The sequence below is a fragment of the Terriglobus sp. 2YAB30_2 genome (genome assembly GCF_052114765.1).
Lineage (GTDB): Bacteria > Acidobacteriota > Terriglobia > Terriglobales > Acidobacteriaceae > Terriglobus.
Map to the genome: position 1 here is coordinate 138,176 of NZ_JBFRFJ010000007.1, position 15,319 is coordinate 153,494.

Consider the following 15,319-nt stretch of genomic DNA (forward strand, 5'->3'; position numbering starts at 1 on the left):
ATTATAGAGCAGGGTTTGTGCATCTATCGACGTTTTCCTCAATGAGAACGCCCCTGTATGTTCCTCCCGGAATACCCAGCAACAGGAAAAACGCTCTAACGCACGCCTGAAGCACCGGAAGCCGGCCCTCTTTTTGAGGGCCGGCTTTCTCTTTTTGGTTCTATTACATAGCGGCGGTGGTGCGCATCGAAATGCTTGAGTAGACTGCGAACAGGATGCACGCTTCCCTCCATCTCCGGACCAGCGCTGCTGCCATGATTGGCATGTCAGTGAAGAATGCCCATGGGGGCGTTCTGGGAAGGGTGCGGGACCTGGCCATAGATCCGGCGAAAGACACCAATCATGTTGCGGGTTTCGTTCTGCGCCGCGCCGGGAGAGAACGGGCGCCGGGCTGGGTCTCCATTGAATCTTTGGAGAGGACCCAGGCGGGAGATCTGCGGTTGCGTCCCGGTGCGGAGGTAGGGCCCGTTGCTACCGATCACGAATATCTGCTCCTGGACCGCGATCTGTTGGACCAGCAGATCATTGACGTGCACGGCCACAAAGTCGTCCGCGTGAACGATGTAGACCTCGCCTGGGAGGGGGAGAACGGGCATGCTCCATTGCGGCTGCGCATCGCCGAGGTTGAGGTTGGCCTTCGCGGTGCCCTGCGCCGGCTGATGAAGGGACTGCCACGGCCTCTGGTCTCGTTAAGTGAGCAAGCGGCGGCGCGGATTATTCCGTGGGAGTTTGTGGATCTGATCGAGCGCGATCCTGCTCGTCGCGTTCGCCTGAAGATCGAGCAGAACCGGCTTGCAAAGATGCACCCGGCCGATATCGCGGACATCCTCGAAGAGCTTGCCCCGGCAGAGCGCGAAGCTATCTTTGCCAGCCTGGATGAAGAGGTCGCCGCCGAGGCACTGGAAGAGGTCGATCCGAAGCTGCAGAAGGCTCTGCTGGAGGGCCTGGACTCGGAGCGCGTTGCCGAGATTGTAGAAGAGATGGATCCCGGAGCCGCGGCCGATCTGCTGGCGGAGCTCCCGGAAGAGCGTTCCGAAGCGATTCTCGAGGAGATGGAGCCGGACGAGCGCGAAGAGGTCGAAGGCCTTTTGGAGTTCTCTGACCGCTCCGCTGCCGGCAGCATGACCACAGATTTCGTGAGCGTGCATCTGAACGCTACGGTGGAGCAGGCCGTTGAGGCGCTACGTGGTTTTGAAGGGGATGCCGATACGGTCACCGAGGTGTATCTGGTGGACGATGACGATAAATTGAAGGGAGTGGTGACCCTGCCGCGGCTCTTGCTTGCACGCCGTGAGACTCTGCTACAGGAGTTAGCCGAAACCTACATTGTCAGCTCCGGTCTGCACGCGCGGGACAAGGCCGTCGCCGAGTTGTTCGATAAATACAATCTGCGGTCGTTGCCCGTGCTGGATGACGAAGGCAAGATCGCTGGCGTGATTCATGCTGAGCAGGTCATCAATCAGCTTCGGGAAGAGTAGTGCACATCTGTCGGATTCATAAACAGTAAAAGAGAGGAAAGCCAGAGCGTGAAGATCTTGTACATCAGCGAATTTTCGCCGGGCAGTACAGCCCCCATGCGTATGCGAGCGCTGGAGCGAGCCGGACATGAGGTGGTGCGCATGGACGCCAAACCCTTCTGGCCTAAAAATTCCCTTCTGTTCAAGATCGTCTTTCGCATCCTCGTAGGACCTCATATTCGCCGCCTGAACCAGGAGATTCTGCGAGTTGCCCGTGAGGTCAAGCCTGACTGTTTCTGGGCCGACAAGGTCATGGCGCTGCAACCCTCCACGCTGAAGAAACTGCGTGCGATGGGGATCACCACGGTGAGCTACATGATCGATAACCCATTCGGTCCGCGTAAGGATCCTGGCTGGCGTCTGTACATGAAGGACATTCCTTACTTCGATCTGCATTGCACACAGCGCGACGTCAGTATTCCCGAGTACAAAAAGCGTGGAGCCGGGGATGTGGTCAAAATTCAGACAGCCTACGAGCAGACGATTCACTTTCCGCCGCCTGCCGGCTGGAGCGATAAGAATCGCAACCGCGAGGTGTCATTTATCGGCACTCCTTACGACCAGCGTGCCGAAGTGCTGACAGAGCTTGCAAAGGCCGGTATTCCGCTTGTGATCTCAGGTTCGGAACGGTCGTGGAAGCGGGCACTGGCGCCGGAGATCTTTGAGAAGGTGTACCGCGAAGGGGAACTCAAGGACGACGCCTACCGCGAGGGCGTTTGGCGTTCAAGGATCAACATCAGCTTTCTCACCAAATCCAACCAGGATGAATTTACACAGAAGAGCTTTGAGATTGCCGGCTGCGGAGGGTTTCTGCTGGCAGAGCGATCCAAAGGACATACAGACCGCTTTGTCGAAGGGGAAGAGGCCGTTTTCTTTGACGATATCGAAGAGATGAAGCAGCAGATCCTTCGCTACCTGAATAATGAGCCGGCCCGCGAAAGAATCGCTGCTGCCGGTTGCCGCAGGGCAAAAGAGAGCGGGTACGACAATGATTCGCAGATGCGCCTGATTACGGACCGTGTTGCAGCGATTCGTGGGGCCAGAAAGTAGTCGGAGGCAGGAGAAGATCGGGTGACGACAAGCCGTTTGAAACGCTGGCGCGCCAGCATCATGATGCTCTTGGCGGTGCTGGGGCCAGGATTTATCACGGCGAACGTCGACAACGACGCTGGTGGTATTTTTACCTACTCCCTGGCAGGGGCACAGTATGGCTACAAGCTGCTGTGGACCATGATCCCCATCACGCTGGCGCTGATTGTGGTGCAGGAAATGTGCGCCCGCATGGGAGCGGTGACTGGCAAAGGGCTGAGCGATCTAATCCGCGAAGAATTCGGGTTGCGGATAACCTTCGCCATGATGGTGCTGCTGGTCATCGTCAACTTCGGCAATGTGATCGCCGAATTCTCCGGCATCGCCGGCAGTCTGCAGCTCTTCCACGTCAGCAAGTACATCAGTGTGCCCATCTGTGCCTTGCTGGTATGGGCGTTGGTGGTACTTGGCGATTACAAGAACGTCGAGAAGATTTTTCTTGTGGCCAGTGTCTTCTATATCGCCTACATCATTGCGGGTGTGCTGGGACGTCCAGACTGGCATACGGCGCTGGTCGAGACAGTAAAACTCCCCGGACGCGAGGTCTGGAGCGACCGCAAGTATATCTACATGACGATCGGTGTGATCGGCACCACCATCACGCCCTGGATGCAGTTCTATCTGCAGTCGTCGATCGTCGAGAAGGGTGTCTCCGTCAGGCAGTATCGTGCATCGCGTCTGGATGTCATCGTCGGCTCCATCTTTACCGACATCGTGGCCTGGTTCATCGTAGTGGTGTGCGCCGTGACGCTCTACACGCACGGTATGCGCGATATTCAAGTTCCAGCCGACGCCGCGGAAGCAATGAAACCGGTGGCCGGCGACTACGCGTTCATCCTGTTTGCTGCCGGGTTATTCAATGCCAGTCTCTTCGCGGCGTCGATTCTGCCTCTCTCCACGGCATACACGGTGTGCGAGGGACTGGGGTTCGAGAGTGGTGTTGATAAGCGGTTTGGCCAAGCGCCGTTCTTCTACTGGCTCTACACGATCCTGATTGTGGCGGGAGCTGCGGTGGTGTTGATCCCCAACTTCCCGCTCGTGCCGATGACGATTCTGTCGCAGGTGCTAAATGGCGTACTGCTGCCAATCGTCCTGATCTTCATGCTCAAGCTCATCAACCGGAAGGAGCTGATGGGCACCTGGACGAACAATCTGTGGCTGAACCTGGTCGCGTGGACAACTGCGGTCGTTGTGATCGGGCTGACCGCCGTGATGCTGTGGAATACGATCAAGGGTTTGTACTAAAGCAACTTACCCGAGGCAAGATCCTGGATCAGGGTCAGGTCCGCGGCGAGAAAGTCAAACTCGGGCAGCCGAGGCAGCAGGGTCCACTGCATGTCGTTGAAAATACGATTTTCCAGCGCCCCTTTGAACTCGTGTACGGTGAAGAACTGAAGGTCGACGGCCCCGCCGTTGCGGTAATTATGGCGCAGGCGGGTAATGCGTGGACCGATGACCGCCTCGATCCCAAGCTCTTCATTCAGCTCGCGGCGCAGGGCAGCCTCTGGGGATTCGCCGGCCTCGATCTTGCCGCCTGGGAACTCCCACTTGAGGGCCATCGCCTGTTCCGGACGTCGCTGACAGACAAGGACTTCGCGGCCAGTCTCCGTCTCGCGCAGGATCAGCGCGGCGACAACAAGACGAATCTGTTTCGCGGCTTCCTTGGCTCCAGGACGGCGTCGGCTTTTTTTCGCGGCTCGGCTCACGTACACACAGGTTAGACGCCCGACAGGGCCTCTGAGCCTCAGAGAGTTCTGACGGCAGCCGGATAGTAAACGGCCCAGCCGTTCGTATGGCTTATCTCGGCCAGGGCAGCGCTGGGATTTACGGGATAGGGCTTCTTTGCGAGCTCAAGCATGGCCGCGTCATGGACGGAGTTCCCAAAGACGGCATCAGGCTGGGGAAGGCCGACACGGCGCAGTGAGATGGCCTTATTCTCGTCCGATGGGACATCCCGCAGCGTACGTGTGGCGATACCGGCTTTGACCTCGACGCAGGCCGCCAGAACGCGCTCGGGAGGAATATGAAAGCGGCTGACACCCTCTTCTACAACCCAGTCGCACGTGGAGGAGACAGCCCAGATCTCGGTTCCGTTCTTCTGCAGCTCCGCAACCAGGTCGAACATCTCGGGGAAGATAAAGGGTTCGATCTCGGTACGGAAAAACTCGGCCGCGGAGGAGCGGATGGCCTCATCGGTCAGTCCCTCGTAGACCTGCACCATCTCGCCGCAGATTGTGATCTCGTCGACATCGCCGTTGCGATAGGCAGCATGACGGCCTTCAATCCAGGCGCTCTGCTCCGGAGAGAAGAGGCCGGTCTCGGTGCTCCAGCGCATGAATCCCGAACCTGAGTCCGGATGCCACAGCGTGCCGTCGCAGTCGAAGACGGCAACTTTGGGCGCGAGTGTGCGGATGGAGGCGAGAAACTGGTCCGTGCTGAACGATACGGGCATCTCTCTATTCTGCATGATCGTCCTGCTATCCACCTTGGTTCCTCCATGGCAGGCCGGAGTACACGTCGCCGGATAATGACAAGGATGAGCGACGCTGCCCGCAATTCGGCACTGCTACGCGAGTACATGACGTACCTCAGCGTAGAGAAGGGGCTGCGTCCGCTCTCCCGCGAGAGCTACCTGCGGGATCTGGAGCAGTTGGCGGAGTTTCTGGAGACGACGAACACCTCGCTGCTTTCAGCGACACAGGCACAGGTGAGTGCATTCATGGAAGACATGCGGTCGCGGCATGTCGAGTCGCGCTCCATTGCGCGAAAGTTGAGTTGCTGGCGTGGCTTCTACCGCTGGCTGCTAAAAGACAAGCGTCTCCAGCACGACCCGACCGTCAACCTGGAGACACCGGCCTCATGGAAGGTTCTGCCGAAATCATTGGCCGAGGCAGAAGTGGGCGACGTACTGATGCGCGCTGCGCAGATGGCGGCCCATCCCCAGGCGGAGCCGCAGATGCTGCGCGACTACGCCATTCTGGAGCTACTATATGCAGGCGGATTGCGGGTCAGTGAGATTACGACATTACGCGAAGCCGATCTGCATCTGGACCAGGCGCGTGTTCAGGTACGCGGCAAAGGTGATAAAGAGCGCATCGTGCCTCTCGGTGTCCCATCGATCAAAGCCCTGGAGCGCTATCTGAAAGAAGGCCGCCCGGCGCTCTGCGGCAAACAGTTTGAGCGCACGCTGTTTCTGAGTGTGCGGGGCAAGCCGCTGACACGCGACTGGGTATGGACGATGGTGAAAAAGTGGGACAAACGCGCCAGCCCGCATATGCTGCGGCATAGCTGCGCAACTCACATGGTGGAGCACGGAGCCGACCTTCGCAGCGTGCAGACCCTGTTGGGCCATGCCGATATCGCCACGACCCAGGTCTATACGCATGTGGCTCTCGGCCGATTGAAGCAGGTGCACCGACTGCATCATCCGCGCGCGAAGCGCCGTGAAGGAGCTGCGTCATGAGTTTTGCGGATCTGGCGGAAGAGTTTCTACGAGTGATTGAAGGCGAACGCGGGGCTTCTCCGCATACCCTGCGCGCATACCGCCGCGAGTTGAAAGACTTCGCAACGTATCTGGCGGAGACATTCGGCGAGCAGGGAAGCATCCTCAAGGTCGAGCACACACACATCCGGAACTACCTGGCGGTCTTGTTCGATCGGGGCCTGGGAAAGCCGTCAGCCGCGCGAGCTCTCGCAGCCATTCGATCGTGGTTCAAGTGGCTGGCAAAGGCGGGCCACGTGCAGCAAAATCCGGCTCTCCTGGTCTCCACGCCGAAGTTGCCGAAGCATCTGCCGCGTGTTCCCAGCGTGGAAGAGGTCAATCGCGTTCTGGACTCGATGGATAGCAATGAGGAGGCTGCGACCTGGCCGGCGCGTGAGCGCATGATCTGGGAGTTGCTCTATGGCTGCGGCATCCGTAACTCGGAGCTGGTAGGTATGGACCTTACGGATATTCAGTGGAAGAACGAAGTGATTCTCATCCGCGGTAAAGGGCGCAAGGAGCGGTTCGTTCCTCTCGGTGACGCTGCCGCAGAGGCGATTCGTGCCTATCTTCCGGAGAGGGAGCAGCGCCTGGCATCTGCCGGTAAGGGAGCCCTGGTGGAAGAGGGGCCACTCCTGGTGAATGCGCGGATTCGGGGTGCGGCGCGGTTGACCACGCGTAGCATCGGCCGCATTGTGAAGGCGATTGCGGTCAGCAAAGGCTTGCCGGCGGATGTGCATCCGCATACGCTGCGGCACGCCTTTGGAGCACACATGCTGGAGGAGGGCGCCGATCTACGTGCGATCCAGGAGATTCTTGGCCACGAACGGCTCTCGACGACCCAGCGATATACGCAACTTACGGTGAATCAGGTGCAGCGCGTCTACGACGAGACGCATCCCCGGGCAAGATAGTAGTAAAGTGGCGCGTATGCGTACATTGCCTGTCTTTCTGCTCCTTGCATGCTCTGGCGCTGCGCTGGGGCAGGTGCCCCAATCAAATCCGGACGATGCCGTCGCCCGGCCGGTCACAACGTACGACAACGCTGCCGCACCCCCGAATTCGTCACTCCCGACTATTTTCATCGTGGGTGACTCGACGGCGCAGAACAAGGCAGATCTGGGTTGGGGTGACCATTTCGCTCACTACTTCGATACCTCGCGCGTCAATGTGGCGAATCGAGCCCGTGCGGGGCGCAGCAGCCGGACCTTCATCCACGAAGGCGCCTGGGACGCAGTGCTTTCGCAGCTCAAGAAGGGCGATTTTGTCCTGATCCAGATGGGACACAATGACGGCGGCCAACTGGATGGGGAAAAACCGCGAGGCACGCTGAAGGGTATCGGCGAAGAACAAAAAGAGGTGACGCTGCTGGATGGATCGAAGGAAGTCGTTCACACCTACGGCTGGTATCTGCGGAAATATATTGCAGATACGCGCGCCAAAGGAGCAACGCCGATTCTACTGACCCTGACGGTACGCAACATTTGGACGGATGGACAAATCGAACGGGATATGGGGTATGACGGCTTTATCCGGCAGACGGCTGAGGCGGAACGTGTCGCGTTTGTCGATATGGCGACGGTCGAGGCCGACAAGTTGGAAGCGATGGGTGCCGAAAAGACAAAGCTTTTATTTCCCATTGACCACACGCACACCAGCGCCGAGGGCGCTGAGTTGAATGCAGGGGCTGTCGTAGAGGCTCTGCGGCACGCAAAATCGCCGCTGACTACGTACCTGCATTAGGGCGTGTTATCCAATTGCTGCAGTCAGCGCCGGGAGCAGATTTTTACGAGATCGAGGAGCGAGGAGAGAACTGTAGCTGGCCTACTGGAACGACGAGCGACGAAGAGATCGGGAATCGGGGTCCCCAGTCAGCTTTGCTGGCTGGGGTGAAGAAAATCTGCCCCGGCCCTTCGGGTAGCGGCGCAAATTCGCCCATACTTCGTTGTCGGCCTCGACTGTGCGCCCGTCACAGCCTTCAGCCTCCGCCTCGTCTGAACAAATTTGCGCTCGCAACGCTGACGGCAGGAATTGGATAACACGCCCTACAAGCAAGGGCAGAAGCTTTCGTCTAAACTGATAGATGGGCGCATTGTGCCCGAGGGACAACTCGTTTTGATCAATAYCGTTCTCGCGAAAGTCTTCGGCACCAGTAATGAACGTGCCGTGAAGAAGCTGCTCCCGGTGGTGGAGCAGATAAATGCTTTTGAGCCGTCGGTTGCGGCACTGTCAGATGAGGCGCTACGCGCCAAAACGGTCGAATTCCGTGAGCGGATCGCCGCTAAGACGAATGGAATCGAAGATGCTGACGCCTTGCGGGCGGCAGAGCAGGCGGCTCTGGATGAGTTGCTGCCTGAGGCCTTTGCCGTAGTGCGCGAAGCGGGCAAGCGTGCGGTAGGCATGCGCCACTTCGACGTGCAGTTGATCGGTGGTATGGTGCTGCACTCCGGAAAGATCTCCGAAATGAAGACCGGCGAAGGTAAGACGCTGGTCGCCACCTTGCCGTGCTATCTGAACGCTTTGGCCGGCAGGGGCGTGCACGTGGTTACGGTGAACGACTACCTCGCCAAGCGCGACGCCGAGTGGATGGGAAAGATCTACGAGTTCCTGGGTCTTACGGTCGGCGTGATTGTGCACGACCTCGATGACCGCCAACGGCGCGAGGCCTATGCCGCGGATATCACCTACGGAACGAATAACGAGTTCGGCTTCGACTACCTCCGCGACAACATGAAGTTCGAGCTGACCGATCTGGTGCAGCGCGGCCACTACTATTCCATCGTCGACGAGGTGGACTCCATCCTGATCGATGAAGCGCGTACGCCTCTCATCATCAGCGGCCCCACCGACCAGACGACGGACAAGTATGCTCGCGTGAATGTGATTATTCCGGAGTTGGAGCGCGGCGAGCTGACAGAGACGATCGAACAGAAGATCTACACCGGCGACTACGTGGTGGACGAGAAGCACAAAGCCATCACCGTGACCGACGAGGGCTGGGAGAAGATCGAAAAGCTGCTCGGTATCGGAAACATCGCGGATCCCGAAAACTGGGATCTGAAGCATCACGTGGAGACCGCGGTTAAGGCGCATACGCTCTATCGCCGCGACGTTGAGTATGTGGTGAAGGACGGCGAGGTCATCATCGTTGACGAGTTCACGGGCCGTCTGATGCCGGGCCGCCGCTGGTCTGACGGTCTGCACCAGTCGATCGAGGCCAAGGAAGGTGTCGCTATCCGCAAGGAAGACCAGACCTTGGCGACTATTACCTTTCAGAACTACTTCCGTTTGTATAAAAAACTCTCCGGCATGACCGGTACCGCGGAGACCGAAGCCGCTGAGTTTGACAAGATCTACAAGCTCGAAATCGTCGTCATTCCAACGAACCGCCCGATGCTTCGTTCAGAGCATCAGGACGTTGTCTATCGCACGGCAAAGGAAAAATACTTTGCCGTTGCAGACGAGATTCAGCGCCTGCATGCCAGTCACCAGCCAGTGCTGGTAGGCACCACCTCGATTGAAAAGTCGGAGCTCCTCTCGCAGATTCTGCAGAAGAAGGGCGTCCGTCACGTAGTGCTGAACGCTAAGTTCCACGAGCGCGAAGCTGAGATCGTCGCACAGGCCGGCCGTCTGGGGATGGTGACCATCGCCACCAACATGGCCGGACGCGGTACCGACATTCTGCTGGGTGGCAATGCGGAGTTCATAACGCGCCAGGATCTGGTGAAGAAGGGGCTGGCGCGTGCTGTAAGCGCCGCTGAAGGCGCTATTTCACCCACTGCCGGACCGGGCATGACGCGGTTCTACTACCAGGGGCAGGAGTTCGAGACCTCACAGCAGCAGTGGGATTCCGTCTTTGCGGAGTTCGCCGCCAGGGCAGCGGAAGAGCGTGCCCAGGTAACCGAGGCTGGTGGTCTGTTCATCATCGGTACCGAGCGGCACGAATCTCGGCGTGTGGACAACCAGCTTCGTGGACGCGCCGGACGCCAGGGCGATCCCGGTGCTTCAAAGTTCTACCTCTCGCTCGAAGATGACCTGATGCGCATCTTTGCGCGTGAGTGGGTCAGCACGCTGCTGCAGCGCCTGGGTATGGAAGAGGGCGTGCCGATCGAAAGCAACATGATCACACGCCGTATCGAGGCAGCGCAGAGGGCCGTCGAAACCCAGAACTTCGAGAGCCGCAAGCACGTCCTCGAGTACGACGACGTCATGAACAAGCAGCGCGAAGCCGTCTACGGTCTGCGCCGCGGCCTGCTGGAAGGTGTTGATCAGAAAGAATTGATTCTGGATGACTACCTGACGACGGCTCTCAGCAGTGCTCTGGATGCGAATGCGCCCGCGGATGTGCATCCGGACCAGTGGAAGACGACCGAGCTCTTCGTCGCGCTGAGCGATGTCTTTGGACCGGGGCTGGACAAGGAAATCGACGCTTCGCAGTTGAACCGGCATGAGCTGGGCGAGGCGATCTACGAGAAGCTGCGCGGCCGTTACGAGTTCAAAGAGCAGATTCTGTCGCCGCAGGGTATGCGCTATCACGAGCGCGTCATCATGCTCAGCGTGCTCGACGGTCTGTGGAAGGACCACCTTCTGGCAATGGACCACCTGAAAGAGGGAATCGGTCTGCGCGGCTATGCGCAGCAGGATCCTCTGGTGGCCTACAAGAAGGAATCGTTCGAGATGTTCGAGGCGATGATGCTGCGCTTCCAGGAAGACACGTTGCGCACGCTCTTCCGCATGCAGATCATCGGACCGGATGGCACGCCGATCGAGACGCCGGAACAAATGGCAGCGCTGCGTCCTGCAGCTCCGCTGGAGCTGGAAGCTGCGTCGGCCTCTTCCGTTGACAATGCCGCCCAGATTCCGCAGACCATGCGCGAGCTCCCGATTCCGACCCGCCCTCCGCAAACGACGATCGATGAGCTGGAGCGCGAGTTCCAGCGGCGCAAGGAGCGCGAGCTGAATGCGGCCCGGCAAGCAGGCGGAGACGCCGCTGCCGAGCCGGCTGCTCCGCGCCGTACAGGAGAGAAAGTCGGACGGAATGATCTGTGCCCCTGCGGCTCCGGCAAGAAGTACAAGAAGTGTCACGGCGCCGAAGCCTAAGGCCGTATTGGCCTTATTGGTTTGTCATTCGGAGCGATGGAGCATTTTCCCTTTGGGTGTGATGTAGGGCTTCCGCATCTTTGGGCGTTTTCCGCAATGAAACGCCACTGGACGCCCCTTCCGGCTACCCAGTCTTAGCGCGCGATATCGTCAAGCAGCAATTTGGCTTTGGTGGTCAGCGTATTGGCTCCGTCCACGTCGCCGGCCTTCAGCGCTTCACGCGCTTTCAAGAGAAAATCCTTAATCTGATCGACAGCGGTTTTGTGCGAACCCGTCACAGAGCCGGAGAGACCCTCAAGGCGCCGTTGCGTTGCAGCGATGAGCTCTGCGGCCTGTTGCCGGGCCTGGGAAGAGGTGTCGCCGCCGGTAGAGAGCTCTCCAATCACCGATGCGGTATCTGGCACAGGCGTCCCTGTACTCGCGCTCTGGGTAGGAGGCGGCGTAGTGGGGGGCTGCGTCTGCGGCCGTTGCGGCCGGCGCTGTGTCCGGGCGGGGTGCTGCGGCTCTTCCTGTTTCGGGGGCGCTGGTGGCGGCGGTGCAGGGATATCGGCTTCCACGCGGCGTTCTGCCTCCCGGACAGCAGCCGGAGGCACCTGGATCGGCGGGGCCGTGATTACGGGAGCAGTGGCCGCCTGAACGGCCTTGGGGGAATGCTTGCAGCCCTGGGTCACGATGCAGGCGGCCGCAAGTGTAAGCAGCACTGGATAGCGGCTTGTCATACGCGGCTCCTTTCGCCTGGTACTCCATGACTCAGGGGAAGCAGAATCGTGAAGGTGCTTCCGTGGTCCGGCGCATTCTGGTTCGTATTCGACATAACGTCGATCGAGCCACCGTGCAATTGCAACATGCGATACGTCATGGCCAGACCAATGCCGCTTCCTTTGGGCTTGGTAGTAAAGTACAGATCGAAAACCTTCGGCAGAAGTTCAGTGGGAATTCCAACTCCCTCATCCATAATACGCAGTCGCGCGTCTCCATCGTTACGGTCAAGCACAATGCGCAGCGTGCCGCCTTTCGGCATGGCCTGTGCACCATTTAAGACGATGTTCAGCACAGCTTGTTGCAGCAGCTCCGCATCGACCAGGACCATCAGCGGAGTGGGGGGTAGCTCTTCAACCAGGGTGATCTTCTGGTGCGAAAACGAATCAACGGTGAGTGCGCCTACCTTACGCACGATCTCACGCAGATCGTAGTCATAGAGACGAAGGTCGATCGGACGGGAGAAGTCCGCCAGGGTCTGTACCACACGATCCAGGCGCTGCATCTCCTGGGCAAGGATGTCGACGTGCTTCTGCGCGCTGGCATCGGTCGCCTCCGCGAGTTTGCTGCGCAGCAGCTCCAGGTGGACGACCATGGCGTTGATCGGGTTTTTGACCTCATGGCCGACACCGGCGGTAAGACGCCCGATTGCCGCCAAACGGCGCGAGACCTCGATCTCCTGCTCCAGTTGCTTGGCGGAGTGAGCGTCATGCAGGGTGAGCAGGGCTCCCAGGCGTTCTCCGCTGCCGGTCTGCTCGTCGTGAATGAACTGAAGAGAGACGTTTGCTTCACGGCCATCTTCCAGTACGACCGGCTCTTCAATCAGGTTGGTATGCATGGCGAAGCAGTCGCGGACGGCCTGTCCCAGCACCGTCCCACGATTGAAGATGTCTTCGGCGGTATTGCCCAGAATGGCGTCACGGTCGCGCCCGAGAAATCCTTCAACTGCATCGGAGACCATGACGGCACGCCGGTCGGCGGTGAAGAGGATGACTCCGTCGCGCAGGGTCTCCAGCATCTGGTTCAGATTGGTCTGTAAAGCAGAATAGATCTGCTCCGTCGTGCGGATCTTTTCTCCGAGTTTAGCGATGCTTTGCGAGGCACGGACGACCGCGTCCGGTTGATCGAGCGGAGCTTCGATCAGGGGTGTCGACGAGTTTGCCAGCATAAGCTGCTCAAGCTGCTGATTGATGCGCTCGATGGGGTGAAGGGCAAGACTGGAGAGCAGGGCTGCGATCAGGACGCAGGCGGCAAGCGCCACCAGTGCAAAGAGAACAGCGGCCTTCAACCATGGTGCGTAGCTGCTGCGCAGAAAGGTCGAACGAACCCCCAGGCGGATCGTGAGGAACGGCTGACCGTTGCGATCCAGAGGAAGAGTGACATCCAGCACCTGGGGATGGCCAAAGACGGCCCGTGCCTGTTGCAGAACGCCCCCCCCACTGATGAGGTTGAAAGGCGAGCGATAAGGAAATTGCTGATCCAGCAGCGTCGGATCCGTCGACGAGAGAACAATGCCATGGACTCCGGTGATGGTGACGTCCTGTACCGGGGGAGAGTAACGCACAATGGCGTTCATCTCGTCGGCGAGCGGTTGGTATCCGCGAATGGCATTGGCCACCGCGCTCTGAAACGCTTCGTCGGAGTTATCAGCAGGGGGATGCTCCCGGAGGCCGCTCACAAGCGCCTGGCGGGTGCTAAGGGTAACCTCGCGTACCAACACGTCATTGCTGTCGCCGGTCTGCGAGATGCGCTGGCGCAGCAGTTCGCCCAGAAAAACCAGGCATAACACCAGCACGACGGCGAAAGTAAGCGCGGTAAATGCGAGAACGAGCTTTGTCTTCAGGCGCATGTCGATCGGGGGAGAGGGTTACGCCTCATCGCCCGCGCTGGCGTATTCCTTCAGCTTGTTCTGCAATGTTTTTGAGCTGATACCAAGAATCTCGGCGGCGCGGGTCTTATTGTTGTTCGTTGACTCCAGTGTCTTCAGGATAAGTTGGCGCTCGGCCTCATCAACCGTCGTGCCTACCTCTAGTTCTACGATATCGTTTCCTGCCCAGGAGGCGGATTCCCGGAATGCCGCCGGGACCTGCGGTACAGGCCTCTGGAATGCCGTATGACTTGGAGGAATGAAGCCGTGTTCTCCGAAGTTCGCCGGCAGATGTTTCATGTCCAGAGCTCCGTTACCGGCAAGAATCACCGCACGTTCAATCGTATTGCGGAGTTCGCGGACGTTGCCGGGCCAGGGATAGTGCATCAATCTGGCCATGAGCGTATCCGTCAGGCCGGAGACAGTGCAGTGATGACGATGGTTCATGTCTTCAATCATCGACTGTGCGATCGCTGGAACATCACCGAGGTGGTCGCGCAGAGGAGGCATGTGGATGTTGAAGACATTCAGACGATAGTAGAGATCGCCTCGGAGCTCGCCGGCAGCAACTGCGGCCTGCGGGTCTTTGTTGGTTGCGGCGATAACACGGACGTCGACGGGTGTCTCAGCCTTTGCGCCCAGGCGGCGGAGTTTGCGGTCCTCCAGGACGCGCAACAGCTTGGCCTGGGTTGCCGCAGGCATCTCACCGATCTCATCCAGCAGCAGCGTGCCTTCTTCTGCCAGCTCAAAGCACCCCGCACGGCGTTCCTGCGCGCCGGTGAAGGCGCCTTTTTCGTGGCCGAAGATCTCGCTCTCGATCAGTGTCTCCGGGATGGCGGCGCAGTTGACCGCCACAAAAGGTTTAGTCCTGCGGGGGCTGAGGTCGTGCAACGCCCGGGCAGCCAACTCCTTGCCCGTCCCGCTCTCGCCCGTGACGAGGACAGAGACATTGGAGGGGGCGATGCGCTCGATCAGCTCGAAGATATCCTTCATGCTGGTCGAAGAACCGATGAGCGGGCCAAGCACGCCGGTCTCTTTCAGCCGGCGGCGCGTGATTTCCAGCTCGATATCCGCACCCACCTGTCGGCTTGCATTCTGCAGAATGGTACGCAAGCGAACAGGGTCAATGGGCTTTTGGATGAAGTCATAGGCGCCGATGCGCATGGCTTCAACAGCGGACTCGATCGATCCCTGCGCCGTCACCATGATGACGGCGACCTTCGTTTGTAGTTCCGAAATGCGATCCAGTAATTCCAGACCATCCATGCGCGGCATACGCAGATCGGTGATGACGATGGAAGGAGCCCACTGCTGGATCTTCTCCAGACCTTCCAGACCATCCCCGGCTACGTCAGTACGGTAACCCCAGCTGGCTACCAATTCCGCGAGTCCTGTGCGAGCGTTCGGCTCGTCTTCAACAATAAGAACCTTATTCACAAAAAAACTATCCTAGCTAAAAGTGTACGAGCGTTTAGATGCAAAATGTTCACTATTGCAGGTGCGGCA

The 15,319-nt window shown here is 59.0% G+C and carries 12 protein-coding genes; 7 read left to right on the forward strand and 5 right to left on the reverse strand.

Annotation, left to right across the window (positions count from 1 at the left end):
* Positions 1-215: 215 nt before the first annotated feature.
* The 3 genes from AB4Y89_RS12535 to AB4Y89_RS12545 are packed head-to-tail and all read left to right on the forward strand — an operon-like array spanning position 216 to position 3,851.
* Positions 216-1,478 (forward strand): magnesium transporter MgtE N-terminal domain-containing protein, encoded by a 1,263-nt coding sequence (locus AB4Y89_RS12535; protein WP_442301268.1) that lies wholly within the window; start codon positions 216-218, stop codon positions 1,476-1,478.
* A 48-nt stretch (positions 1,479-1,526) separates the two neighbouring features.
* On the forward strand, positions 1,527-2,567 hold the full coding sequence (locus AB4Y89_RS12540; RefSeq protein ID WP_442301269.1) for a CgeB family protein: 1,041 nt from the start codon (positions 1,527-1,529) through the stop codon (positions 2,565-2,567).
* A gap of 60 nt (positions 2,568-2,627) precedes the next feature.
* Entirely contained in the window at positions 2,628-3,851 is a 1,224-nt protein-coding gene (locus tag AB4Y89_RS12545; RefSeq protein WP_442301370.1) for an Nramp family divalent metal transporter, read from the forward strand.
* Here AB4Y89_RS12545 and AB4Y89_RS12550 read toward each other — a convergent pair.
* The gene (locus AB4Y89_RS12550; RefSeq protein WP_442301270.1) at positions 3,848-4,312 is read right to left on the reverse strand and encodes a (deoxy)nucleoside triphosphate pyrophosphohydrolase; all 465 of its coding nucleotides are present in this window, start codon (positions 4,310-4,312) and stop codon (positions 3,848-3,850) included. The two genes, AB4Y89_RS12545 and AB4Y89_RS12550, sit on opposite strands and share 4 nt — an antisense overlap.
* Before the next feature lie 38 nt (positions 4,313-4,350).
* Positions 4,351-5,073, reverse strand: coding sequence for an HAD family hydrolase (locus AB4Y89_RS12555; protein ID WP_442301271.1), 723 nt, complete (start codon positions 5,071-5,073; stop codon positions 4,351-4,353).
* Between the two features lie 69 nt (positions 5,074-5,142).
* On the opposite strand from AB4Y89_RS12555, the gene AB4Y89_RS12560 reads away from it, so the two are divergent.
* From AB4Y89_RS12560 to secA, 4 genes are all read left to right on the forward strand, one after another.
* Positions 5,143-6,069, forward strand: coding sequence for a tyrosine recombinase (locus AB4Y89_RS12560; RefSeq protein WP_442301272.1), 927 nt, complete (start codon positions 5,143-5,145; stop codon positions 6,067-6,069).
* The gene (locus tag AB4Y89_RS12565; protein ID WP_442301273.1) at positions 6,066-7,001 is read left to right on the forward strand and encodes a tyrosine-type recombinase/integrase; all 936 of its coding nucleotides are present in this window, start codon (positions 6,066-6,068) and stop codon (positions 6,999-7,001) included. The genes AB4Y89_RS12560 and AB4Y89_RS12565 overlap by 4 nt, the downstream gene beginning before the upstream one ends.
* Before the next feature lie 16 nt (positions 7,002-7,017).
* Positions 7,018-7,830, forward strand: a complete 813-nt coding sequence (locus tag AB4Y89_RS12570; RefSeq protein WP_442301274.1) for a rhamnogalacturonan acetylesterase — start codon at positions 7,018-7,020, stop codon at positions 7,828-7,830.
* Positions 7,831-8,202: 372 nt separating this feature from the next.
* The gene (gene secA / locus AB4Y89_RS12575; protein WP_442301275.1) at positions 8,203-11,187 is read left to right on the forward strand and encodes a preprotein translocase subunit SecA; all 2,985 of its coding nucleotides are present in this window, start codon (positions 8,203-8,205) and stop codon (positions 11,185-11,187) included.
* Between the two features lie 134 nt (positions 11,188-11,321).
* Here secA and AB4Y89_RS12580 read toward each other — a convergent pair whose 3' ends face one another.
* From AB4Y89_RS12580 to AB4Y89_RS12590, 3 genes are read right to left on the reverse strand one after another with little or no spacing between them, the layout of a single operon-like run.
* Positions 11,322-11,906 carry a hypothetical protein gene (locus AB4Y89_RS12580; protein WP_442301276.1) on the reverse strand — a complete coding sequence of 195 codons (585 nt, stop codon included), beginning with the start codon at positions 11,904-11,906 and terminating at the stop codon, positions 11,322-11,324.
* Positions 11,903-13,795, reverse strand: a complete 1,893-nt coding sequence (locus AB4Y89_RS12585; protein ID WP_442301277.1) for a sensor histidine kinase — start codon at positions 13,793-13,795, stop codon at positions 11,903-11,905. The genes AB4Y89_RS12580 and AB4Y89_RS12585 overlap by 4 nt, the downstream gene beginning before the upstream one ends.
* 18 nt (positions 13,796-13,813) lie before the next feature.
* On the reverse strand, positions 13,814-15,250 hold the full coding sequence (locus tag AB4Y89_RS12590) for a sigma-54-dependent transcriptional regulator (protein WP_442301278.1): 1,437 nt from the start codon (positions 15,248-15,250) through the stop codon (positions 13,814-13,816).
* Positions 15,251-15,319 lie beyond the last annotated feature (69 nt).

Bases quoted from the DNA above. Each gene is read 5' to 3' on its own strand.
- AB4Y89_RS12535 (WP_442301268.1), top strand. From the start codon at position 216: ATGCACGCTTCCCTCCATCTCCGGACCAGCGCTGCTGCCATGATTGGC.
- AB4Y89_RS12545 (WP_442301370.1), top strand. From the start codon at position 2,628: ATGATGCTCTTGGCGGTGCTGGGGCCAGGATTTATCACGGCGAACGTC.
- AB4Y89_RS12555 (WP_442301271.1), bottom strand. From the start codon at position 5,073: ATGCAGAATAGAGAGATGCCCGTATCGTTCAGCACGGACCAGTTTCTC.
- AB4Y89_RS12560 (WP_442301272.1), top strand. From the start codon at position 5,143: ATGAGCGACGCTGCCCGCAATTCGGCACTGCTACGCGAGTACATGACG.
- AB4Y89_RS12565 (WP_442301273.1), top strand. From the start codon at position 6,066: ATGAGTTTTGCGGATCTGGCGGAAGAGTTTCTACGAGTGATTGAAGGC.
- AB4Y89_RS12570 (WP_442301274.1), top strand. From the start codon at position 7,018: ATGCGTACATTGCCTGTCTTTCTGCTCCTTGCATGCTCTGGCGCTGCG.
- AB4Y89_RS12580 (WP_442301276.1), bottom strand. From the start codon at position 11,906: ATGACAAGCCGCTATCCAGTGCTGCTTACACTTGCGGCCGCCTGCATC.
- AB4Y89_RS12585 (WP_442301277.1), bottom strand. From the start codon at position 13,795: ATGCGCCTGAAGACAAAGCTCGTTCTCGCATTTACCGCGCTTACTTTC.